The sequence below is a fragment of the Luxibacter massiliensis genome (assembly GCF_900604355.1).
GTDB classification, from domain to species: Bacteria; Bacillota; Clostridia; order Lachnospirales; family Lachnospiraceae; genus Luxibacter; species Luxibacter massiliensis.
Map to the genome: position 1 here is coordinate 1377516 of NZ_UWOE01000001.1, position 24116 is coordinate 1401631.

The following is a 24116-nucleotide window of genomic DNA, read 5'->3' on the forward strand; positions in this document are numbered from 1 at the left end:
TTCCTTACTCCTCGCTGTCGGTACATTTATATATAGAAAGAGCTTTACCACTGGTTTCTACACTGTCAATTTGCTCCAGCCTCTTTCCTTGTTCAGATATCAGGCCATCTATACAAGGATGATATTCGCCTAGTTCTACATAATAGACATTGTCGCACTCCAGAAGGCCCTCCAGGGCAGTTTCAAAACCAAAAAGTTTGTTGCGTTCATAATATAGAGGTGAACGGGCATACCAGTTTCCAAGTGAATCCATATTTAGGATCTCTGTGTTGTCTATGCCAAATACTCGCTCGGAGGCCGCTATAAAGTCCAGTGAATTATAAAAGTAAAAATTATCTGGGTGATCTTCAGCGTATTCCCGCAGAACATCTAGTTCTTCCACCTTGTCAGCTATGGAGGAACGGATAGCGGTACTTTTTCTCTGCAGTTGGTACTGATTTCCAAGCAGGCAAATACCTGATATAACGACAATAGTAAAGCCATACATGATTTTAATAAGGCCCTCCTTGCAGAAACTAGGAGTATGAGTATTTTTATCTACACAGGATTGGCCATACAAACTTAGAAAGCCTCCCGCACAAAACAGTGCCATAGATTCAATGATGCGCGGCATAATTCTTCCGAATAAAATAAGGAAAGCCGAACCGCAGACCACATATAAGGGGAATAAACAAACTACTGTACAATTCAGCCAGTTCTTATCTTTGGAGATTTGCACAGCCATCATAAAGAAAATAAATAATATACCTAAGGAGGTAAATAAGACCTCACCCTGGAAAAACTGTGAAAATATATCGTTAAATGAACTGATAACTTTTCCTATAAATGGTATATTGTTTATCTTATCAGTGTATTCTTTTATCTTTATAAAGTTTTCAGTGGATATGCTGTCACTTACATCAAAAGTGCGCCCTGATAAGGCTTCATAATCGGGTTCGTCAATGCCAAGCTCAGTATAAAATTCCCAATTATCGTTATAATCAGGTATTCCTTCATAGTCAGTAACTTCCGCTCTGGCAACATTAAAATCAATATAATCTTTCATCAAATCTGAATTTACATTTAGCCAGATACAGATTCTTAGAATGGCGGAGATAAAAAGCAAGCCTGCTAAGAGCCACAGGAAATATTTACGCTGCTTATAATTTATTATAATTCCCACTAAAATAAGAATGATAATAACTGGCAGAGACATTAAAAAAACATATCTTCTAGTTAAATAGGACAGAAAGGAAAAAAACAAAAAAAGAAAACAATAAGGCCATATTTTATTTTTACTTAGACATGCCACTGTCCGCCCGTTCCCGGGGTCATGAATGGGGTTATCTTGGGTATGGTTATTTAAATGCTGATATTTATATATTAGTTCTATAATACAGGCAATAGCCGCCATTCCAAAAAAGGCCGATACAGTTGTGAACTGTGGCATAAGAATTTGTTTTTGGAATATAAGGGCAAAAATAACCAAATAAATAAATTGCCTTTTGATAAAGTCATACAGACTTTTTGAACGTTTCAAAAAAACATAGTTACAAAAACATACGCTTGAAAACATTCCCAATTCAAAAAACAATCCATACCATTCAATGTTCTCATTGATCCTATATAGTAAAGATAGGGCAGTGCTTAAAACAATATTCAGGAAAATAGCTTGATTGTTTGGATTTCCAGAATACCTCCCAGAAATAATCAAGCGCATACGGTAATCGTCATTTGTAGCAAATATTGGTTGGCCTAAAAGTATTAGTATTAAAAATACTAGTACATTAAATCCAATACAGCTCAGCAAAATGATACTCTTTTTATGCTTATGGAATATGTCCTCAGATTTTTTATAAATGTTTGTGTACAATTTTATTTCTCCTGATAAATCATATAGCCGCACTTTTCCATATAACCGTTTAGCCGGCGAACTTCCTCGCCAGTATCGTAATAATCCCGGCGGTAATCAATCTCATCTGTATTCCATTCCCGCATAGGTGTTCCGGGTTTTTGGCAAATGAATTCCAATGCAAAATTCCCTTTCCTGTATACGGGGTTCATTGCACTGGAAGGTGCAGATTCCAGAAGATTAACTGAAGCTTTAAGCAAATCAACTCCACAATAATATTTGATGAACTTCCACATATGGCATCCATCAAGTCTGGGGGCGGCCTCAATTAAATAAGGAATTCCTTCAACAACTTTCATTTGGAAATAAGCGGGGCCATTTGAGATAGAAAGGCGGGATGCTGTTCTGCGGGCCAGAGCGCAGGCCCTTTCGCATATATCCTTACAAAGTCCCGAAGGAAGTAAGTGTTTTTTGATAATTCCCCCGGGATATTCTGAGAAAGAGATTCTGTCAGAAACAATCGAAAAGCGCATATTTCCTTTTTCAAAAAATGCATTTACAGAGATTTCCCGCCCATCCAGGTATTTCTCAATAATAAGCTGTTTTTTTCTGGAATGGATGATGCTCTTATCGTAATTGTCTATTAATTCTTGTAAACTGCCAGCTTGGTACACGCCTCTTTGTCCCTGGGAATCTACAGGCTTCATAATGACAGGGAAGAAATTTATTTTTTCCAGATCTTCTTTTTGGCGTATGACAATGTAAGGGACATTTCCTTCAAATGTTTCACCCAGTGTTTTTCTCATATTATCTTTCGTATTGCATGTTAAGGCTGTGTTATAGGAGACAAAATGGGGAAGATGCAATAATTCGCAGACACGGGAAACTGTCGGCATGGCAATATCAGAGCCAACGGAATATATTAAATCTGCCTGTATATTTTCTGCATACTCTTTAACTTTTTCAATATCTGTAATATTAATTTGTTCAAAGTAGTCTAATAATGGGATGCCCTTATCTGTATTTGTATAACTGCACCCATATACTATATATCCATTCTCTTTGCAGTATTCTATTAAGTCAATTTGTGCGTTTCCAGCACCTAATATTAGTATTTTCCTCATGGCTCTGATTCACTTTCTTCTATATTAATAGTTTCTTTTACAATATACTGAGGTTCATTGTTTAATTTTAGATAAGCCCGTCCTACATATTCCCCCACAAATCCCAGAAAAATTAATTGGATCCCCAGAGACAGCAGTATGATAATCATTATGGAGGGCCATCCGGCCGAGAGTGATGGATCCATAAGCCTTCTTATAAAAACAACGGCACCTCCCAATAAAGAGAGCGCAGATATACTGTAACCACAATAAGTAACCAAACGCAGCGGAAGTATGGAGAAACCAATATAATTGGCCCATAGGCCAAACAATTTTTTCAAGGTATAGCCGGAGTGGCCATACTTCCTCTCAAAATGTTTGACAGGGACGCTTTTAATATTACTTGTTGTTTTTAATATGATCCCAAGTAAGTATGGGTGTGGCCCGTCAAAATTGACTATATTATCCCTGACAAATTTTCGTACTATCCAGAAACTGGTACAATGAATCTCTTTGGGTTTATGCAGCAGTTTTTCAGCAGTCCAGTTATTAAACCCAGTTCCCAACTTTCTGAAAAGGGAGTGCTTCTTTTCAGGGTAAAAGCCATATACCACATCATACCCTCCATGAAATGCGTTGATCAATTTAGTCAATTGTGAGGGATGTGTCTGTAAGTCATCGTCCATAGAAATAAAACAATCACCCCGGGCATATTTCAGGCCGGCAATAATTGCACTGTGCTGTCCAAAGTTTTTAGAAAAATTGACTCCTTTGACATATGAGTAATTCTCAGATAATTCTTTAATTTTTTTCCACGTCTTGCCTTCATCAGGAGAACAGTCATTTACCAGTACAAATTCATATTTTTCTATTCCTGCTTTTTCTAACTCACTGACGGTTAAACTGACGACTTCTTCCAGCATTTTATCTGATTTATAGCAGGGAATAATAATCGAATAAAACATGCCTAATACCCTCGTATTCTTGTGAAAAATTCTTTTATCATTTCTGTGATATATATAATTTTATCCTCACCTAGTCCGTAGTACATAGGAAGACGCAGCAGGCGTTCGCTTTCCACCGTGGTATACCTGTCTGTCCCATGGAATTTCCCTAATCGCTTCCCCGCAGGGGAGGAGTGTAAGGGGATATAATGGAACACGGATTTAATATTTTTACCTTTCAGGAAATGGATCAGCTCTGACCGCTCATTTAGGTCTTTTACCTTAATATAAAACATATGTGCATTGTGAGCACAGCCATCTGGTATAACCGGCAGTCCGATTATTCCTTTCTCGGAAAGCTCAGCAAGCAGCGAGTAGTATAGATTCCAGGATTCCATACGGTCATTATATATTTCATCTGCTTTGTCCAACTGTGCCCACAGATAAGCCGCATTTAATTCACTGGGTAAATAGGAAGAACCGGCCTCCACCCACGTATACTTATCTATCTCTCCCCGAAAGAACTGGCTTCGGTTGGTTCCCTTTTCACGGATAATTTCTGCCTTCATAATATTGCCGCTGTCTTTTATTAATAGAGCACCGCCTTCCCCCATGCTGTAATTTTTAGTTTCGTGAAAGCTGTAGCAGCCATAATCTCCAAAGGTTCCCAGCGCTTGTCCTTTATATGTGGCCATCATAGCCTGTGCGGCATCTTCGATAACCATCAGATTATACTCTTTTGCGATATCACAAATTTTATCCATTTCACAGGCAACCCCTGCATAATGTACGGGAACAATGGCCCGGGTTTTGTGTGTGACAGCATCTTCGATGAGGTTTTCATCAATATTCATTGTATCTGGGCGGATATCTACAAAAATAACTTTAGCTCCCCTAAGCACAAAAGCATCTGCTGTAGAAACAAAGGTATATGAGGGCATGATTACCTCGTCGCCAGGACGGATATTTGCCAGGATTGCAGCTAATTCAGTGGCATGTGTACAGGAGGTAGTCAGCAAGGCTTTGGCAGTCCCTGTATTTTCCTCTATCCACTTAGAACACTTTTGGGTAAATTCCCCGTCCCCGCATATTTTATGAGAGCGGATAGCTTCTTCAATATATGTCATTTCTTTGCCAACAGTTGGCGGTACATTAAAACTAATCATCTCGTGTTCCTCACTTCTTTATTTTCGCTTTGGCAACAGTGATACTTCCTGTGGAGGAAAATATCATATGTGGCAAAACTATTACGTTATGGCAATATATACTGATGCCAGTAAATTTCAGCTTTTATCTATTTTTCATAAAATTTCCAAATCTCATAACCATCTATTTTGTCCACACATTCTGCTCTGGCGTCAGGGTAATAATGTTCTTTTAAATAGTTTAGTTTTAGATCAATATTACAATTGTCTACTACATACACATTTTCTTTTACCAACTGCGGCAATGGGTCTGCAAGATCATTCTTTTGTAAAAGATTTCCTATATCAGGAAAATTTGTAGTGATTCCTGCTAAATAAATAAAATTGTCATAATATCCTACGGGCAGTGACTCCCATGGACTCCATTCGTAAAAGAGTGTCTGGATTGTCGTACTAAAATCCAGGAAATAAAAATTACCTTTATGTTTCTTCATTTCTTTAAACAAATTGTCTGCTGGTTTGTTCTTATTGACAACTTTTCTGTATTTTCTGGCATCGTAGTCCCCAGAAGCGTCAAATGCATTTTGGATGTATGCTTTTCTTCCCTCAGGCGTTACTTTCTGCCAAGTTAAATCAGGAATGTATAAGATTCCGCCGATCATACATAAAAGCAGTGTGGATATCAAACATATTTTCGAAGACTCACAGTATCCTTCTGTTTGGGAATCACATGAAGACAGATGACCCCAAAAATAAATTCCACATATAAAAACGCCTAGCAAGACGGAATATTCGACTCTGTAAATACATCGTTCACGATACGCAAAATAAAACATGAGGACTGTGCCAATCCCTGCACTTGCCAGCATAGTCCACCATTTTGAGTAATTTAAAATAATTCCCCAAAATACAAGCAGCACACAGGCCAAAAACACGGGATATCCGCTGATCCCCCTTGCCTGCAGATATTGGAATAAATCTTCCCATGTCTTTTTCTGGCTTTGTTGATAATTTTGTATGATGCTGCCAACCTGCTGCATCTTTTCAAGGGTAAATACATTGTTGTCAGCGAAATTCCAGGTTTTTAACATATAATAATCATTCTCAGATACCCCTATTTTTTCTAATTCGTCTGCGTATGCATAGTAACCATAATCTGTATAATCAACAATCTGTGAACGGGCATTATCGTATGCATAGAAATAGCCATATGCCTCGTCATTATTGAATGTGTACCAGTTTAAATATTTACATCCAAAAGCCGCGCTGATTAAAAGAAGTCCGTATAGCACGATAGTAGATATTTTAATGGCAGCAATTTTGGTAAAGCCTTCCCTTTTTATCAAAGCGACAAATTCAAAAGTCAGCCAAAGAATTATAAAACCTCCGGCAATATAAATGACAGAAAAACGAATCAAAGTTCCTGTCAGGCACAGAAGTCCCCCAAAAATAATTTTGCGCCATCTTTTTTGATGGAAAATCTCTTGTATGAAAAGGAAACTTCCGGCCATAACTGCAAGCATGGCTGTTTTTGTAAATTGGACTAAAATATATGCATCATTTATATAAAATAAAATCAGCATTACAGAGAGCAATATAGCCTTGGGACGCTCCATTCTCTCAAACAGCAAAAATGTAATGGTTGTGGAGGAAGCAAAAATAACTCCAAGCTGCAGCAAAAAGTACCAGCTAATTTGAGGAAACAGTCTGTAAAATGGTATTAGTACATAACCAATCAGGACGTTTACAAAAATCATCTGGGGATTCTGGCTTTCACCAAATGCGCCTGATAAAATAGAGGCCATAATAAAGTCATCAGAGACTTCATATTTAAGGTCACAGAATAAAAGTAGCAGGACAAAAAAGAAGGAATTGATTAATATAGAAATTCTAATATTGGAATGAAATATTCTTCTGAATTTGACCGGTATTAATGTAGGATGCATTAACTGTCCTCCTGCCGCTTAAATTGTATGGATTAAGTAAACTATCCATGATACTTGCCCCCGGGCAGATAGACACCTGGGTATCTATAAGGTATAATGACTTAATAGGCAGCTAAAGGGTTAATGTTTATTTGTGGTCTGGTTAATGGCGGATATAGAAACTTCATATTGCCAGGGGACGGGAAAACGGTATATAATAATAAATTAGTGATATAAGATCAAGCAGATATGAAATGCCCGCCTATATATTTTTAAATAGAAGAGGAAAATAATGAGGGACAGAAGATGGGGATAAAGAAATTTCTAACTGAAAGCAGGAATATAGAAAGGGACAGCTATCTCTGGAATATGGCTGGAGGGATGCTCATGGCCTTTCAGTCAGTCATTATGCTGATGATACTGACCAGGACAGTGGGACTTGTGGAGGCTGGTATTTTTACGATTGCCTATGCCAATGCGAACTTGTTTTTAACAATTGGTAAATATGGGATGCGCTATTTTCAAGTTTCAGATGTAAATGCCCAGTTTTCTTTTACAGAATATCTGTCCTCCAGGTGGATTACTTCAGCAGCCATGATTGCTGTATCTTTTGCTTACGTCCTGTATATTTCCGGCCAAAATGAATATACAGTGGAAAAAAGCCTGGTTATTATATGGATGTGTATTTTTAAAGTGGTGGACGTAGTGGAAGATGTATTCCATGGAATGTACCAGCAGAGAGGCAGGCTGGATATTGCATCTAAAGCAATGACACTGCGGATTACGCTGACTATAATTGTATTTGCTATAGGGGTCATTATCCTCCGAAATCAATTGGCCGCACTCATGATTGCCACGGTTTTTACTACAATTTTATTGGTTATATTTATAAAGTGGACATATTCCCCTTATAAAGCAGAAAAAAAAACCCTGGACAAGGGAAGGTTGATTTTGCTGTTGAAAAGCTGTTTTCCCTTGTTTGCAGGAGCATTTTTATCATTTTATATAGGCAATGCACCTAAATACGCAATTGACGCCATATTGTCTGATGAACTGCAGGCATGTTATGGTTTTATTGCAATGCCGGTTTTTGTAATTGGATTATTAAATAACTTCATTTTTAATCCTATGTTGTTCAAAATGTCATGTCTATGGGCGGAGCGGCAGATGCGCCCGTTTTTGAAAAGAATATTCATCCAGATAGGGATCATCGGGATGATAACAGGAGTATGTATTCTTGGGGCTTATATTCTAGGTGTCCCTGTTTTGTCTTTTATGTATAATACTGACTTAAGTCCCTATAAGTCGGAACTGCTTATTCTGCTGGTGGGAGGAGGCTTCCTGGGGTTATCAGGCCTTTTAAATGCAGTTATCACAATTATCCGTTTTCAGAAAACAATCGTATGGGGGTATGGCTTGGTGGCAGTACTTGCCTTTGTGTTGTCTGAAAGGATTGTCAGGAGCTATGAAATGATGGGGGCTGCTATTTTATATACGATTCTTATGGGACTGTTGTGTGTCTGTTTTTTAATTTTATTTACCGCAGGCATTCTGATAGAAGTGAAAAAGAGTCGTCAAGCAGAGGGCGCACAAAAGGGAATATATTAAGTGGGAGATATGTCAGATACAATTACATGCCAGCCTCTCATTTTATAATAATGGAAAATAGAAAGATACAAGACTATACACCTCCTTTATCTTATATTTTATGGGAAAAGTCTGCAGATATGCCAAAGATATATTTTATTCCCGCGAGCAACGAGCCAAGCGGACATGTTTACATGTCCATTTGGCCACTGCCGCGAGGGTCTGATACCCCGATGTTTGTACCGCTGCTAGTTTGATGCCCCGTATGTTTGCATTGGGGTCTTTGACGTAAGAAGAAAGATATGTTCTGATGCCAAACATAATAGATGGAATGCAGAAGGATATTGGCGGAGGTGGAATGGGATTGGTTAGGCTTAGGTTTGAGCCTGTTAAATAGGGAGAGATTTATGCCAGGTTACATTATACATCTGTCAGTTGCAAAAAGATTTTTGGAATTGTTAAAAATGGGGGCAGGAGTAGAGTGGAGCCTTTCTGACAGAAATAGTTTTTATTTAGGTACGCTGCTGCCGGATGCCACAGATAATAAAATAGTGACTCATTTTAGGGATGTCTATAAAAGTAGTTGGGTGATAAGCGAACCAAATATAAAGGAATTTGATAAGAAATATACTAAAGAGTCATTTGTCCCTCGTTATATATCCGGGATGAACAATATAGACAAAGATCAGATTTTTTATATGGGGTACAGGCTGCATTTGTTTGTTGACCATCTGTTTTTTGTGAAATATCTGCCTGAATGGGTGAGTTTCTTGGGACAGGATAGGAGAGAAGCCAGGTTTAGGGAAGATCTAAGGTGGGGTTACTGTATGAAAAAGAATACCTGGATACCCGGAGATGAGTTTTTTACTGATAAATATTACTATGGAGATTTTACCATATTAAATCAAAAGCTGATTTCGGCATATAAGCTCAGGCTGGAATTTGACTGGGAAATAAGAGTACCCGAAACAGAAGAGTGTGCATTTATGGACAAAACCCGTCTGAGAAAAGAGCTTGGGCAATTTTTGCAAAAGGACGAAAGCAGGAAAATAGAACTAAAAGTTTTTGAGTACTGGGATATGATAGATATGATTGAAGAACTCGCAGTGGCATTTATAGAAGAATATCGGTGAGAGTATTTATATTATAAATCTGTAGATGAATTTTGACAAGATGTATTATAGAGAGAATTTTTAAATTGCAGTAGTTTTTTGGAAAAGAGGACAAGGGAAATGAAGGGGAAAATAAATGAATTTAAAAATAGTTTTTTAGGGACGAAAGATACCCTGCTGCTTTTTATAAAAAGTAATAAAGCAGCTTTGGTAATAATGATTTCCGTAATTCTTTTGGGATACGGAAGTAAAGTGTTTTTATATACAAATCAGTTTGACACTATTATCATGCAGGAAAGGTACCTGGCAAATTTAAAATGGTGGGCTGGGATAGGACGTTTTTCATTAGTTATTATGAAATTGATATTTGAGAATGGATTTCTCAATAGTACCTATTCAAATTTCTTGGCTATTATTGCCTGGGCGGCCGCAATCAGTATATGGGGGGCGTTTTTATTCAGCAAAATGGATAACCTGGGAAAAAAGATAGAGTCAATTACATTTGTCATATTTTGTGTTTTATTTGCCACCACTCCAATTATGGCGGAACAGTTTAGCTTTACATTACAGAACTGGGAAGTGATGACAGGATTCTCAATAGTAGTAGCTGGTATTTGGTGTTTCCTTAAATATGTAGAGAGTAATAATTATTTCTTCCTTTTTGGAGCAGGGATTTTGACTGCCTGGTGTATTGGGTTATATCAATCTTTTATCAGCATCTTTGTTTTAGGTGTCTTGGCAAAGTTATTGTTAGAGGCTTGTATAAACATGAATCAGAGAGTGACTTGGAGATATGTATTTACACTTATCATAAAATTCATTCAAAGTATGATCTTGTCTTTAATATTCTATTTTATTTCAAATAGAATCGTTATACGTATTATGTCTGCCCAACCAGAAGCTTATCTGTCCGGAAATTTTAAATGGTTTGAACAAGGGGTTTATCAGTCTATAATTGAGATTCTGAAATATATAAAATCTCTGATATGGTCAAATGAAAACTATTATTCTTCGTATGTATATGGTTTTATTTTTCTTGCATTTTTATTATTTGCTTTTGCTTATAGTAACAAAATCTACAATTTTTTATTAAGATTAGCAATTATAGGCTCTCCCTTTTATTTTTCTGTATTATTCGGAGGGGCGGTTATGTATAGGATACAAATTGTGCTTCCTCTGACTGTTGCCATATGTGGGGCAGTTCTGATATACGATATGGGAAAGTTTTGTAAAAGAAGGATCTTAACTGTCCTTGGTACGGCAGTCCTGATTATCTTTGGATGTAGAAACAGCCAGATATTAAATCAGGCATTTTATACAGAATATATGCAGTATAATTATGACGTAAATATTTGTTATGATATTAATAATAAAATAGAAAAATATGCTGGAAATGGTTTGAAAAAGGTTGTTTTTATCGGGCGCAGAAATAAAAAAAGTATACTTCAAACTGGGATGTTTTACGAAAATATTGGTTCTAGTCTTTTTCAGATAGATTGGGCGGGTGACTTGAATAGATCAGAGAGAATTGTTTATTTAATGAATACCTTGGGGTTAGACTACCAGCCGCCTTCTGGTGAAGAATTCTGGAGAGCGTACGAGTACTGCCTGTCATCCAATTTAGAATCCTATCCAAAGGAGGATTGTGTTGGAATCTTAGACGATATTATAGTAGTTAAGCTGGATGTTAATTAGTTTTTGCTTCTGTGAGGATATATATTTGTTCAATAAGGTATACCCAAAGGGCACCCCCTAATACATGTCCTAAAGGGATGGGTGGACTCCGTCCATCAAGGTATGATTGGTAAAACCAATCCGTTATCGTTAGTTTGACAGAGAATTTCCAGGAGGAAGAAGGTTTATAATGAAAAATGTAAAAAAAGGAATATTTATTTTCCTAATGGCTATAGTAACAGCCTTGTTATGCAATATTTTGGCGTTTTTGATTCCTCATTCAGCAGTCCATCAAAACATTAAAGAATCGCTGCCTGTATTGCAGCAGGAAGGCCCATTGTTCCCAATTATAGGGGAGAAATACAGAAATTCTATTGCGGACAATAATACCGATGCGCTTATGCTTTTGATGGCTGACTATGACGGACAGCAGCATTCCGTTTTGGAAAAAAGCGTCGGAGGATTCTATACTACTTCCCAAAATACTAGTAATACAGGCTTATATTTTTTTGATATGTTTATTTCTTCTATGCAGGAGGACAATATAGAAACAGGAGTTAATTCATATTCAAGATATTGGCATGGATGGATGCTTCCTTTAAGGTTATTATTACTGTTTTGTAGTTATGAGGATATCAGATATATTAGTATGGTATTTATAATTGCCTTGTTAGTATATTACATTTATTTATTAAATCAGAAGGGGTTAAAGATGTATGCTGCATCTTACTTAGCAGCAAGTCTATTTATTCTGCCGATAACTGCAAGTGTAAGTTTTGAATACTCTTTTGTCTATTACGTAATCTTAATCCAAAATATTTTAATGATCAAATATTTTGGGTTTATAAAGGAGAAAATTGGGTTTGGCAACTATTTTTTAGTGACGGGATGTATTATCAGTTATTTTGACTTTTTAACGTATCCTATTGCGACTCTAGGTTTTTGTATGGCATCCTATTTAATATTGACAATGTGCGGCACATTAGACAGTGTTTATAGGAGCATAAAGGATGTCATATTATACTCTATAACGTGGGCCGTCGGATATTTTGGGATGTGGATTGCTAAATGGTTAATTGGAACATTAATACTTGGAAGCCATGTTTTTACAGAAGCTTTAGGGCAGCTTACTTTGAGAACTTCATCTACTGCTGGATTAGGTGAATTGGATCCAGAACACGTGATTACATTCCATGAAACGTTGGGACTTAATTTAGGAGTATTTAAAACCCGGGGATTTTTAGCAGTAGGCCTATGTCTGTTGTGTTACTTATTGTTTAATATCATAAAAACAAAGAAATATAATTATCTGAAACAGTATCCTCTTTCCTCTATTCCGTTTATTTTGGTATTCCTTATGCCTTTCGCATGGGCATTTGTTTTTAAAAATCATTTGTATTTACATTATAATTTCACATCAAATATTTTTGTTGTTTCTTTCCTTGCTGCCTTTTCGTATTTGTCCCTGCTTCTTTGTGCGCCCTCAATATCAAGTACAAAGCAAACATTTAAAAAATCAAAGGGAGTAGTGTGAAAACGAAAAATAAGTATTGTATATGAAATGTAAATAATCATATGATATATCGCATACATCTATTTCATATTGAATTGTTGATATTCAATAAGGCATACTTATTGGACTGCTGATATTCAATAAGGCATACTTATTGGACTGCTGATATTCAATAAGGCATACTTATTGAACTGCTGATATTCAATAAGGCATGCTTATTGAACTGCTAATGTTCAATAAGATATGTATTTTAAAGAAGGAATAAAAATATGTCAAAAGAAAAAATATCACTAGTAGTCCCCTGTTACAATGAGGAGGAGGTTCTTCCGTATTTTTATGAAGAGTTCTGCCAAGTGTCAGGCAGGCTGCCGGATTATGATTTTGAGGTGATTTTTATCAATGATGGATCCAGGGATAAAACCTTGGAAATAGTCAAATCTCTGGCAGGGAAGGATAATAGAGTAAAATATGTCTCTTTTTCCCGTAATTTTGGGAAAGAGGCGGCTATCTATGCAGGCTTCGAACATGCGGAAGGGGAATATGTTGCCATGATGGATGCCGATTTACAGGATCCCCCGTCCCTGCTCCCAGAGATGGTGAAAGCAATTAAAGAGGAAGGGTATGATTCTGCAGCCACCCGGAGAGTGACTAGGAAAGGAGAGCCGCCGGTCCGTTCTTTTTTTGCCAGAAGGTTCTACAGGCTCATGAACCGGATCTCTACCACTGAGATTATGGATGGCGCCAGGGATTACCGGCTTATGACGAGACAGTTCAAGGAGGCTGTTATGCAGATGAAAGAATATAACAGGTTTTCCAAGGGGATCTTTGGCTGGGTGGGATTTCAGACCAAATGGATTGAGTTCGAGAATGTGGAACGAAAGGCCGGGGAAACAAAATGGTCTTTCTGGAAGCTGCTTTTATATAGTATAGAAGGTATTATTGGATTTTCTACGGCGCCGTTGGCAATCGCATCAATTTTGGGTATTTTTGTATGCCTGGCGGCTTTTGCTTTTTTAATTATTATTTTGGTTAAGACAGTGTGTTTTGGGGATCCAGTGGCAGGCTGGCCTTCAATGACCTGCATAATTCTTATGCTCGGGGGAATCCAGCTATTTTGTATGGGGATTTTGGGGATGTATCTGTCTAAAACCTATTTGGAGGCCAAGGGACGGCCTATCTATATATGTGGTGAGACAAATATAGACCACAAAAATTTGGCCCAAGGGCCGACACACAGTTCCATAAAATTAAAGGAAGCAAAAGATGGGGTAAAAGAAATTGAATATTAAAAAAGCAGGGAGAGGCCTGCTGTCAAACAAAAGATTGGTTATTTGCTGTCTGATCATAGGAAGTATTTTTGCAGGCACTCTTGTAATCGGCTGCCATATGTCCCAGAGTGACAGCCTGGGGGACAATTTGTGGCTGACAGCATTTGAGGTGGTTGTACTTATTCCATTTATGTCCTGTCTTGCAGCTTTAGTTCTGCTTTATTATGACAGGGTGTCCGGCTGGATGAGAAGATGCAGGGCGGAAATGCTTTTCAGCAGATATATGGATGGTAGCCGCAGATTTTTTTTATGTATATGGATCTTAATATTCCTTTTTTGGGTTCCCATGCTTATTTCTGCCTTTCCTGGAATCTATGACATTGACGGCGCCTACCAGATTATGTGGTTTAGGTCAGGAAAAATAAGCGCCCATCACCCAGTTTTGCACACGTATCTGCTGGGCATCTGTGTGGATTTTGGAAAATGGCTTTTTGGTTCAGATGAGACGGGCCTTTTATGCTACTCCCTGTTTCAGATGCTGTGTATGTCCGCTGTATTTGCATACATCAATAAACAGATATGCGGGCGGATACCCAGAGTGCTGCAGTCTGCCTTGATTTTATCATATATTTTGCTGCCATATTATGGGGTTCTTTCGATTACTACCACAAAGGATGTGCTGTTTGCCGGAATATTTGCAATTTGGGTTCTCAAAACATATGAATGTGTTACAGATAGGAAGAGCTTTTTTGGCAGTGGGAGGAGACAGGCGGCCTATGTGGGTATTATTTTCCTAATGTGCGCCCTGCGCAATACGGGATATTATATCTTCCTGTTTATGCTGTTTTTTTTCCTACTTATCTGCCGTAGTTATTGGAGGAACATATTATGTATTGGCCTGGCCTCAGTTATATTGTGGGGTATATTTACAGGGCCCGTCTACAAAATACTGGGCGTAATCCCGGGAAGTGAGGCAGAGGCGTTAAGTGTCCCGATGCAGCAGCTTGCCAGGGTGATGGCTTACGATGGAGATACAGTTTCCAGCAAAGATAGGGAACTGATTATTCAGTATATACCTGACTACGAGAGATATACCCCCAGGATATCAGACAGTGTAAAGGATCGGTTTAATGGAGAGGCATTCCAGCAGAACAAGGCGGAATTTATCAAGCTTTGGGCCAGGGTAGGATTGGAACATCCGATTGTGTATTTGGAGGCATTTCTTTCTACAAATATTGGATTCTGGTATCCCAACATGAGGCATCCGGACGAAGGGGCGTTTTTATCTTATATTGTCTATGACAATACAGAATACAAAGGAGAGTGGCCGGAGATAAAGCGTACAAGCTATGTTTCTTCTCTGTCGGAATTCTATAGAGATTTTACGCAGGAAGGGAAGTACCATGAAATACCAGGATTGTATGTGTTTTACAGTGCAGGCCTGATGTTCTGGATGATCTGCTTATGCCTGGGAATCTGTATTTATAAAAGAAATTATATGCTCCTTGTGCCGCTGAGTATTTTAGTGGGACTGTGGGGAACCCTGATGCTGTCGCCGGTGGTGGTTTTTAGGTACGCATATCCACTGTTTACGGCTTTCCCGGTCATGCTTTGTATTTGTGGGGAGAAGGCCGGTGCTGCCAGGTCAGGAGATTTGGAGGGGAGGCAGAAAGTTTAGATGAGATTCTGGAAAGAAAACCGGGAAAGATGCCTGGAATGTTTGGGACTGGCAGCCAGTATTGCTATTATCACATTACTTTTTTTTAATTCGTCAAGGCCTATGGAGCCTGTCCGCATGGGGGTGGCAGCGGTTCTTCTTTATGCCGGTGGGTGGAATCTTTATAAAAACAGAGGGGCAGGGAATAAAAGGATAGCTGCAGGGATTTGTATCTTGGCAGTAGCGCTGGCTCTGATGACTGTGGCGGGCAGTAAGATCCACATTGGGGACTGGAATTTTGAGAAGGCCAGAAAAAGTGACCTGTTTTGGATTGCATTATACAGCCTTGTTTTTTGTGTGATGATGGGAAACCTATTTCTGCTTACAGAAAGAGAGTCTGTGGGAAAATGGCTGGTTAGGCAGCGGGATTATACAAAAACAGAATTTTCTAAAGTATGGTTGGCAGCCAGTATTCTGCTGGCGATTTTTTGGATACCTGTTTTTACCATATATTTCCCCGGTATTGTGGCCGATGACAGTACAATTTCCATTGCCATGTTTTTTAAGGAAATGCCATGGGACAATCATTTTCCTGTTTTTTATTCGCTTATAGTGGGAGGGTTGGTGAAACTGGGCGGCCTCTTGGGAAACCATAATCTGGGGGTGGCTTTATATTCCGCAATACAGATGGTTATTATGGCGGCCGGATTGGGGTATTTCCTGGCATGGCTCTGGGAAAAAGGGGTGCACAGACTGTACGTATTTGGATCCGCCGCGTTTTTTGCGTCGGCACCTCTGTTTGGGAATTATGCAATTGTCATGTGGAAAGATCCTGTATTCAGCCTGCTGCTCCTGCTTATGGTTTTATTTTTGTTTGACCAGGTGGCTGAAAATAAAGAGGGATTTCTGAAGAAGAAAAATATTGTGAAATATATTTTGCTGTCCATCGGCATCTGTCTTATGAGAAATAATGGGATTTATATAGTGGCCCTTTTGGCAGTGGGGCTGATGGTTATTTACAGGAAGCATTGGAAAAGGGCTGCTATAGCTTGCTTTGTGGGAATCCTTATTTCCATGGTGGTTACAGGCCCTATCTATTCAAAAGTATTTTCTGCGGAGAATCTTTTTGTGGAATCCCTAGGCGTGCCTCTTCAGCAGATGGCCAGGGTTGTTGTGACAGGAGGGGAGATGACACAGGGACAGAGGGAATATATGGACTCCTTGCTTCCTATAGAGCAGTATCAGGAACTCTATAACCCTCATCTTATTGATCCAATTAAATGGGCGGCAGATTTTGACAATGAGTTTTTGGAGAGCCATAAGGCAGAATTTTTTGAAACCTGGCTTCAAATGCTTGCCCCCAATTTTAAGGCTTATGTGGAGGCTTATTTGATGGAAACATTGAGTTTTTGGCGGATAGGCGAAGAGATTCCTTATGAGATGGCCAAGACAGATATCACAGAAAATACTTGGGGAATCTATTCCTACATGCCAGTAGAAAATATGACGGGATACCAGATTCTGGAGGAGATTAACCAGAAATATGATTTTATTCCCACAGCCTTACCAATCTGGGGTGTATTTATCTGTGGAGTATTCTGCCTGATGGGGGAGAAGAAGAGATATATCATCCCACTTGTTCCTTTTGCCGGGACATGGCTTACAATGATGGTGGCAACACCTACGGCGTTTGGACTGAGATATGTGTTTATCTATGCTATAGGGCTGCCCTTAATTGTGATTTATATGTGGCTTGCAGGCAGGAAGAAATTCCTTCCCAAAACTTGCATTCCAGAGGATATCTGTTAAAATAGAAACGTAACTTTATCCTAGCGTGTGCGAGAGGAAAGGGACGGTATAATTTAAGGAGGGAGATATGCATAAGCTAAAAAGAGTATCTGCCGTATTGCTGGCTCTGCTGCTGATGTGCAGTGCGGCGGGATGCGAGAAGAAAACAGATGAACCAAAGAAGGAGAAACAAGAAGTAAAGACAGAAGAAAAAACTTCTGAGGCAGAGCCTGAGGAAGAGATGCCAGAGAACCAGAACCTTCTGACAGGACTTCCAGATCTGACAGAGGGTGCGGTGGGGAAACGGCCTGTGGCTGTCATGGTCAACAATGTGCAGGATGCACTGCCTCAGTATGGGGTGGCCAAGGCAGATATTATATATGAGATTCCTGTGGAGGGAGATGTCACCCGGTTTATGGCTATATATGCCGACTATACGGCTGTCCCGAAGATATGTGCAGTCAGGAGCTGCCGTTATTACTTTCCGGCTTTTTCACAGGGGTATGATGCTTTTTATGTAAACTGGGGGATTGATGAGAGTATGGATCATTATCTGGCGGCTTTGAATATGGATCAGTATGACGGTATCAATAACGCTGGGGGACTGTTCGGCAGAGATCAGGACAGGCTCAATGCAGGCTACTCATTGGAACATACAGGATATTTTGACGGCCCGCGGTTTGCCCAGGTAGTGCAGGCAGACGGCAGGAGGACAGATCTGGCCGATGACAAGAGAGGGACTGCATTCCAGTTTAATGGATTGGAAGAGCAGATTAAGCCGGAGGGCGAGGACTGCCGCACAGTAAATATTAACTTTGGAGCGGCTGTGGCAGGTTTTACATATGATGAGGCTACAAAGACCTATTTGAAGCAGTTTAATGGAAGTCCTCAGGTGGATGGGAGCACAAATACACAGCTTGGGTTCACAAATATATTTGTGTTGGAAACAACGATCTCTGTCCGCGATGAGGTAGGGCACAAGGAATTGGACTGGGATGGCGGGGAAGATGCCACAGGTTACTATGTTTCTAATGGAGGAGTACAGAAAATAACCTGGAGTAAGGATCCTGATAATGAGAATTCCTACCTGCGTTTTTATGGTTCCGACGGAAACGAGATTAAGGTCAACAGGGGGAAGAGTTATATTGCTGTCAATTACCCCGGGCAGAGCGAGTTTAAATAATAGGATATGTTTGATGATTTGCTGTATTAGTCCGGTAGTCCTGGTTCGCCATGTGCTTCATCCAAATCTGCCTGATCTGGTATTTATGTTTTGCAGATTTGGAAGAAATGCACCACGCTGATTGGGACTGTCGGCTAGAAGCAGAAGGTATCAAACACAGCGTGGTTCTGACCGTTTCCCAGCTGAACTAATTCGCAGATTATACTCATTGAACTACTAACGTTCAATGGGGTATCCTTATTGAACTACTAACGTTCAATAAGATATACTTCAAGAAATGATGGAGAAGGAGGATATGCCCAGGTCGGCATATACACAATAATGCTTTTTAATTCCTACGATTTTATGTTATTTTTTCCGATTGTTATTGCAGTCTATTTTATAATTCCCAAAAAAGTACGTTATATATGGTTATTAATTACCAGCTACTATTTTTATATGGGATGGAATCCCCAGTATGCAATTTTGATAGCTATTTCCACAGTGATTACTTATTTCAGTGGAGTCCTTATAGACAGATACAATCAGAGGGCAGTCCGCTCCATACCTGGGGGGGGTATAAAAAATGGGTGGTTGCCGGGAGTTTTGTCACAAATATTGGTATTTTAATATTCTTTAAATATTTTGATTTTCTATTAGGGAACTTCAATTCTATATTGTCGGCAGTTGGGATTACTGCAGTGGAGAAACCTTTTGATGTGATCCTTCCTGTTGGGATTTCTTTTTATACATTTCAGGCTTTAAGCTATACTATGGATGTTTACCGGGGAGATATAAAAGCAGAAAAAAATATACTGCGGTATGCACTCTTTGTTTCTTTTTTCCCACAGTTGGTGGCAGGGCCTATTGAGCGGTCTAAAAATCTATTAATACAGGTCAATGAAGTTGAAAAAATTAATGTCTGGGAATACAGCAGAATTGCCGAAGGCGGCATTTTGATGCTCTGGGGGATGTTCCAGAAGATGGTTATAGCGGACAGAGTGGCGATTGTTGTAGATCAGGTATATGATTCCTACTGGATGTATGGATCCATAGAGCTGATTTTGGCGACAGTTCTTTTTGCTGTGCAGATTTACTGTGATTTTGCCAGCTATTCACTGATTGCCATTGGAGCGGCTAAGGTCATGGGTTTTAGCTTGATGGAGAACTTTAATACACCTTATTTTGCACGGTCTGTACAGGAATTCTGGAAGAGGTGGCACATTTCATTGAGCACATGGTTCAGGGATTATCTCTATATACCACTGGGCGGGAACCGCTGTTCAAAGGCTAAAAAATATAGGAATGTTATGATTACCTTTTTAGTCAGCGGCCTGTGGCATGGAGCCAGCTGGAGCTTCATCACTTGGGGAGGTCTGCACGGATTTTACCAGATAGTTGGCGCGGTGCTAAAACCGTGGAAGGAAAAAATGATCGACAGGTTCCAGATTAAATCAAAAAGTTTTAGCTATAAATTGGGGCAGGTATTGGTTACATTCATCCTTGTTGATTTTGCATGGATCTTTTTTAGGATGAATTCTCTGAAATACTCCCTGGAATTTATCCACAGGATATTTAGTAAATGGAATCCCTGGGTATTATTTGACCAGTCTTTATATAATTTGGGACTGAACCAGTCTGAGGTACATATTCTGTTTTTCTCAATCATTATACTGTTTCTCATTGATCTGATCCGTTATAAGAAGTCGATTACATTGGATATATTCCTGAGGGAACAATGTTTGTGGTTCAGGTGGGGAGCCATATTTATTTTACTGTTTTATATTATTATATTTGGCATATATGGACCTGCTTTTGAAGCAAAACAATTTATATATTTTCAGTTTTAGGAGGAGCTTATGTTGAAAAAAATATTAAAACCCCTCTGCTTTGTCATTATACTGGCTATTTTGCTGATTTGCTTTGTCAATATATTCAGCTTTAAATATGGAGATGGGATCTATCCTTTGAAAAGATTTTATGAGGAGAAAGAGAACAGTATGGATGTCATGTGTTTTGGGAGCAGCCATGTTTTTCAGAACATAAATACAGGGGTATTGTGGGATGAGTATGGGATCGCGGATTTTAATTTATGTGGGAGCGTCCAGCCATTCTGGAATACTTACTATTATATGAAAGAGGCGCTGAAGAGCCAGCAGCCTGCGGTGATGGTTCTGGATGTATATGGCGCCATCCAGACAGAGGATTATATAGACCATAGCAGGATTATTAAAAATAACTTTGGGTTGAAACTGTCAAAAGATAAAATTGATTCAGTGAAGGTAAGCTCCCCTCAGGAGCAGTGGACAGATTATCTTTTAGAATATCCTACATACCATAACAGATATTCGGAAATAAGCCGTTCAGATTTTACGGGATTTCTGGGGAATAAGTCTATGTATGAAAACTATAAAGGGTTCAGTGTGAACCAGGCGTCTTATGCGAATAAAGAACCGGCTGGCTTTTATACCAATGATACAGAGGAACTGACCGGAAAAGCAGAAGAGTATTTGAGGAAAATCATAGAGTTGGCCCAGGAAAATGATATCCCACTGGTAATGGTAAAATCCCCCTATCCATCTATTACACAGGAGCATCAGAGAAAATATAATAGAGTGGGTGAAATTGCGGAGGAATACGGTGTTCCATTCCTTAATTTTAATCTTCTGTATGATGAACTGGGACTAGATTTCAGTAAAGACTTTGCTGATACTGGCCATTTAAATTATCTTGGGAACATAAAATATACAAAATACCTGGCCGAATATCTTAAAAGCAATTATGAAATACCTGACAGGCGGGGAGAAAAAGGGTATCAGTCCTATGACAAAATGTCTGGAATATGCAGGCAGCAGTTATATAATGCTGAATTAAAAGCTATCACGGATATTGGACATTATGTGGATAAGGCGGCCCAGAGCCAGGATTATCTTGTTGTATACAATTTGAAGGGGAACTACAAAAGTATGACAAACTATGATGCTGTCAAAGAAAAACTATTGACAGCAGGGATTAATCTGGACGAAGCAGATAAGGATCATGTCTGGGCAGTGCAAAATGGTGAAGTTATCTTTTCGGGTGACAGTGCTGAGACCTTTACCTGGCATACAGAGCTGGGAAATGATAATAATTTGATGATATCCTGTTCTGCCGCGGAGGAGGGGAAAATAGAGGTAAGCCTGAATCATGCCCAGTATAGTACGGTTACAGCGGGATTGGATATGTTTATATATGATACATATACAGAGGCCTATGTTGAAAGTGGAGGATTTGCCCTCAGCGGCAATAAGCTGTCTTATGGAAAGACAGTCAAAGCAGTAGAATAACACTGGCTTTGACAGGTATCAAAGCAAAGGTGTAAATAGAATACCCCGGAGTCCTGCAGGGAAGCCATTTTGTGCTTCCTGGCAGGACTCCGGGGTTTTGTACGGCTGCCAGATTAGTTTTCCCCCTTCAGGCTGCCAACAAGTGTTTTAGCCAGCTCGTCCAGTGCATGCATCTGTTCATTCTTCAGAGAAGACTTCACTGCAAAATTCTCTGTCAGCAGCGTCATATTTTTCATCTCTGAAACTTTGGCCTCCATCAGTTTGGAGGACATGGGCGCCCAAGATCCATTTCCCAGGACTGCCACTGTACGGTTCTGGATATTGAGGGCCTTCATATCATCGAGGAAATTGGCCATGATTGGATATATTCCTCCATTGTAAGTAGGCGCTGCCAGAACCAGATGGCTGTACTTGAAGCTGTCCGCTATGAGCTGTGAGACATGGGTTCTGGAAATATCATGGACAATCATGTGTGTAATACCGGCATCGGCCAGTTTAGCTGCCAGGACGTTCGCGGCGTTCTCAGTATTTCCGTACATGGAAGCACATGCAATCATGACCCCCCTGACTTCAGGTTCATATTTGCTCCAGGTGTCATACTTGTCAATGATATACTCCAGGTGATTTCTCCAGATTGGGCCATGGAGAGGGCAGATGTAGCGGATGTCCAGGGCGGAGGCCTTTTTCAGGACATTCTGGACCTGGGCGCCATATTTCCCCACGATATTTGTATAATACCGGCGGGCATCATCCAGCCAGTCTCTGTCAAAATTCACTTCATCATTAAATATGGTGCCGCTCATTGCACCGAAGGTACCAAAGGCATCGGCAGAAAACAGTATTTTATCCGCAGCATCATAAGTCATCATAGCCTCCGGCCAGTGGACCATAGGCGCCATGACGAAATGGAGGGTATGTTTTCCGCAGGAGAATGTGTCCCCTTCCTTGATTACATTTTTTTTGCCTTCCAGGTCTATATTATAAAATTGGTCTATCATGGGGAAGGTTTTGGCATTTCCGATAATCTGCAGGCCAGGATAGCGGAGCAGTAAATCATCGATGAGGGAACAGTGGTCCGGCTCCATATGGTTGATGACCAGATAATCCAGTGCCCTGCCATCCAGCACAGCTTCTATATTCTCCAGAAACTGGCGGCCGATGGAGTCATCTACCGTATCAAACAAAACAGTTTTTTCATCCAGAAGCAAATAGGAGTTATAGGAAACACCGCCGGGAATGGGAAAAATATTTTCAAACAACTCCAGGCGCCGGTCAGTTCCCCCTACCCAGTACAGATCTTCAGTTACCTTTCTAACACAGTACATATAAATTCCTCCTTTAAATTGCGGAAATTGTTATTTTTCTGACGTGTATATTTTAACATAAAAGCCAGAATACGCAAGAGAGGTATTGATTTTCGTACATGAGTTTTCGAGAAAATCAGCCTAATAAGACTATATACAATAATACTTCCTTTCTCAGTCCAGGTGATCTGCCCCTTCTTCCAGCTTCTTTTCGTTATTTACAGGCATCCCATGGATATACGAAGTGGGGTGCACGATTCCCTGCATCTGCTGCACCACGTGTCCCAGCTCATGGTTTAAGTGTTTTTCCTGCCCGGGACCGATATAGACATCTGTCCCCTGGGTGTAGGCCAGAGCCTGAAACTGAGCCGGTTTAGGAGAATTATAATGGACTTTGACATGGTCGAAAGAAAAGCCGGAATGTTCCTCGAATTTGTCTTTCATATGGTTTGGAATACCTGTCTTATTGGGGCGTTTGGACGCTCTTATTTTTTGTTCATATTCATACATCGTATGGATCCTCTCTATACTTTCTTATTTATTTTGCTAAACAGGGCATGTCCAAATAGGTGAATGGACTCCATCCAGTAAAGTATAGTTTTTCTTTAATGTTGGGAGCAGATAAATTCACAGTCTGCATTTTTTTGTCACATAAGGCCCGGCAGAAGAAAAAAGCAAGCAACATATCACCGCGGAATCTTAGGTTAAATTCGTTTATAATAAGTGAGCCGCATAATATGACAAATTTCGCTAAAATATGAAATTTTGAAATTTTTG

General features: G+C 39.5%; 17 protein-coding genes. 10 read left to right on the forward strand and 7 right to left on the reverse strand.

Features of this window, described 5'->3' with window-relative positions:
* Nucleotides 1-4: 4 nt before the first annotated feature.
* From EFA47_RS19815 to EFA47_RS06370, 5 genes are all read right to left on the reverse strand, one after another.
* A complete protein-coding gene (locus tag EFA47_RS19815; protein WP_164689936.1) occupies nt 5-1195 on the reverse strand; it encodes a hypothetical protein in 1191 nt (396 codons plus the stop codon).
* 659 nt (nt 1196-1854) lie between these two features.
* Nucleotides 1855-2955 (reverse strand): ATP-grasp domain-containing protein, encoded by a 1101-nt coding sequence (locus EFA47_RS06355; RefSeq protein ID WP_122642505.1) that lies wholly within the window; start codon nt 2953-2955, stop codon nt 1855-1857.
* A complete protein-coding gene (locus EFA47_RS06360; protein ID WP_122642506.1) occupies nt 2952-3899 on the reverse strand; it encodes a glycosyltransferase family 2 protein in 948 nt (315 codons plus the stop codon). Before EFA47_RS06360 ends, EFA47_RS06355 begins: the two co-directional genes overlap by 4 nt.
* Before the next feature lie 2 nt (nt 3900-3901).
* Nucleotides 3902-5044, reverse strand: coding sequence for a dTDP-4-amino-4,6-dideoxygalactose transaminase (gene rffA, locus EFA47_RS06365; protein ID WP_122642507.1), 1143 nt, complete (start codon nt 5042-5044; stop codon nt 3902-3904).
* Nucleotides 5045-5172: 128 nt separating this feature from the next.
* Nucleotides 5173-6969, reverse strand: coding sequence for a glycosyltransferase family protein (locus tag EFA47_RS06370; protein ID WP_122642508.1), 1797 nt, complete (start codon nt 6967-6969; stop codon nt 5173-5175).
* A gap of 285 nt (nt 6970-7254) precedes the next feature.
* Between EFA47_RS06370 and EFA47_RS06375 the strand changes: the two genes are divergently transcribed.
* The 10 genes from EFA47_RS06375 to EFA47_RS06420 all read left to right on the forward strand — a co-directional run bounded on the left by EFA47_RS06375 (nt 7255) and on the right by EFA47_RS06420 (nt 22035).
* Nucleotides 7255-8556 (forward strand): lipopolysaccharide biosynthesis protein, encoded by a 1302-nt coding sequence (locus tag EFA47_RS06375; protein WP_122642509.1) that lies wholly within the window; start codon nt 7255-7257, stop codon nt 8554-8556.
* Between the two features lie 386 nt (nt 8557-8942).
* Nucleotides 8943-9668: a hypothetical protein gene (locus EFA47_RS06380; RefSeq protein WP_122642510.1), complete on the forward strand. Its 726-nt coding sequence runs from the start codon at nt 8943-8945 to the stop codon at nt 9666-9668.
* 99 nt (nt 9669-9767) lie between these two features.
* Nucleotides 9768-11342: a glucosyltransferase domain-containing protein gene (locus EFA47_RS06385; RefSeq protein ID WP_122642511.1), complete on the forward strand. Its 1575-nt coding sequence runs from the start codon at nt 9768-9770 to the stop codon at nt 11340-11342.
* 169 nt (nt 11343-11511) lie between these two features.
* Nucleotides 11512-12855: a hypothetical protein gene (locus EFA47_RS06390; RefSeq protein WP_122642512.1), complete on the forward strand. Its 1344-nt coding sequence runs from the start codon at nt 11512-11514 to the stop codon at nt 12853-12855.
* A 248-nt stretch (nt 12856-13103) separates the two neighbouring features.
* A complete protein-coding gene (locus tag EFA47_RS06395) occupies nt 13104-14123 on the forward strand; it encodes a glycosyltransferase family 2 protein (protein ID WP_122642513.1) in 1020 nt (339 codons plus the stop codon).
* Nucleotides 14113-15780, forward strand: a complete 1668-nt coding sequence (locus tag EFA47_RS06400) for a DUF6020 family protein (RefSeq protein WP_122642514.1) — start codon at nt 14113-14115, stop codon at nt 15778-15780. Before EFA47_RS06395 ends, EFA47_RS06400 begins: the two co-directional genes overlap by 11 nt.
* A complete protein-coding gene (locus tag EFA47_RS06405) occupies nt 15781-17568 on the forward strand; it encodes a DUF6020 family protein (RefSeq protein WP_122642515.1) in 1788 nt (595 codons plus the stop codon).
* Between the two features lie 67 nt (nt 17569-17635).
* Nucleotides 17636-18730 (forward strand): DUF3048 domain-containing protein, encoded by a 1095-nt coding sequence (locus EFA47_RS06410; protein WP_122642516.1) that lies wholly within the window; start codon nt 17636-17638, stop codon nt 18728-18730.
* A gap of 569 nt (nt 18731-19299) precedes the next feature.
* On the forward strand, nt 19300-20559 hold the full coding sequence (locus EFA47_RS06415; RefSeq protein WP_330512038.1) for an MBOAT family O-acyltransferase: 1260 nt from the start codon (nt 19300-19302) through the stop codon (nt 20557-20559).
* A 9-nt stretch (nt 20560-20568) separates the two neighbouring features.
* The gene (locus EFA47_RS06420) at nt 20569-22035 is read left to right on the forward strand and encodes a hypothetical protein (protein ID WP_122642517.1); all 1467 of its coding nucleotides are present in this window, start codon (nt 20569-20571) and stop codon (nt 22033-22035) included.
* A 113-nt stretch (nt 22036-22148) separates the two neighbouring features.
* Here EFA47_RS06420 and EFA47_RS06425 read toward each other — a convergent pair whose 3' ends face one another.
* Both EFA47_RS06425 and EFA47_RS06430 read right to left on the reverse strand, forming a co-directional pair.
* Entirely contained in the window at nt 22149-23360 is a 1212-nt protein-coding gene (locus EFA47_RS06425) for an FprA family A-type flavoprotein (RefSeq protein ID WP_122642518.1), read from the reverse strand.
* 153 nt (nt 23361-23513) lie between these two features.
* A complete protein-coding gene (locus EFA47_RS06430; protein WP_122642519.1) occupies nt 23514-23849 on the reverse strand; it encodes an eCIS core domain-containing protein in 336 nt (111 codons plus the stop codon).
* Nucleotides 23850-24116: the final 267 nt, after the last annotated feature.

Bases quoted from the DNA above. Each gene is read 5' to 3' on its own strand.
- EFA47_RS06380 (WP_122642510.1), top strand. From the start codon at position 8,943: ATGCCAGGTTACATTATACATCTGTCAGTTGCAAAAAGATTTTTGGAA.
- rffA (WP_122642507.1), bottom strand. From the start codon at position 5,044: ATGATTAGTTTTAATGTACCGCCAACTGTTGGCAAAGAAATGACATAT.
- EFA47_RS06395 (WP_122642513.1), top strand. From the start codon at position 13,104: ATGTCAAAAGAAAAAATATCACTAGTAGTCCCCTGTTACAATGAGGAG.
- EFA47_RS06420 (WP_122642517.1), top strand. From the start codon at position 20,569: ATGTTGAAAAAAATATTAAAACCCCTCTGCTTTGTCATTATACTGGCT.
- EFA47_RS06385 (WP_122642511.1), top strand. From the start codon at position 9,768: ATGAAGGGGAAAATAAATGAATTTAAAAATAGTTTTTTAGGGACGAAA.
- EFA47_RS06375 (WP_122642509.1), top strand. From the start codon at position 7,255: ATGGGGATAAAGAAATTTCTAACTGAAAGCAGGAATATAGAAAGGGAC.
- EFA47_RS06390 (WP_122642512.1), top strand. From the start codon at position 11,512: ATGAAAAATGTAAAAAAAGGAATATTTATTTTCCTAATGGCTATAGTA.
- EFA47_RS19815 (WP_164689936.1), bottom strand. From the start codon at position 1,195: ATGTCTCTGCCAGTTATTATCATTCTTATTTTAGTGGGAATTATAATA.
- EFA47_RS06425 (WP_122642518.1), bottom strand. From the start codon at position 23,360: ATGTACTGTGTTAGAAAGGTAACTGAAGATCTGTACTGGGTAGGGGGA.
- EFA47_RS06355 (WP_122642505.1), bottom strand. From the start codon at position 2,955: ATGAGGAAAATACTAATATTAGGTGCTGGAAACGCACAAATTGACTTA.
- EFA47_RS06430 (WP_122642519.1), bottom strand. From the start codon at position 23,849: ATGTATGAATATGAACAAAAAATAAGAGCGTCCAAACGCCCCAATAAG.
- EFA47_RS06410 (WP_122642516.1), top strand. From the start codon at position 17,636: ATGCATAAGCTAAAAAGAGTATCTGCCGTATTGCTGGCTCTGCTGCTG.
- EFA47_RS06405 (WP_122642515.1), top strand. From the start codon at position 15,781: ATGAGATTCTGGAAAGAAAACCGGGAAAGATGCCTGGAATGTTTGGGA.
- EFA47_RS06360 (WP_122642506.1), bottom strand. From the start codon at position 3,899: ATGTTTTATTCGATTATTATTCCCTGCTATAAATCAGATAAAATGCTG.
- EFA47_RS06370 (WP_122642508.1), bottom strand. From the start codon at position 6,969: ATGCATCCTACATTAATACCGGTCAAATTCAGAAGAATATTTCATTCC.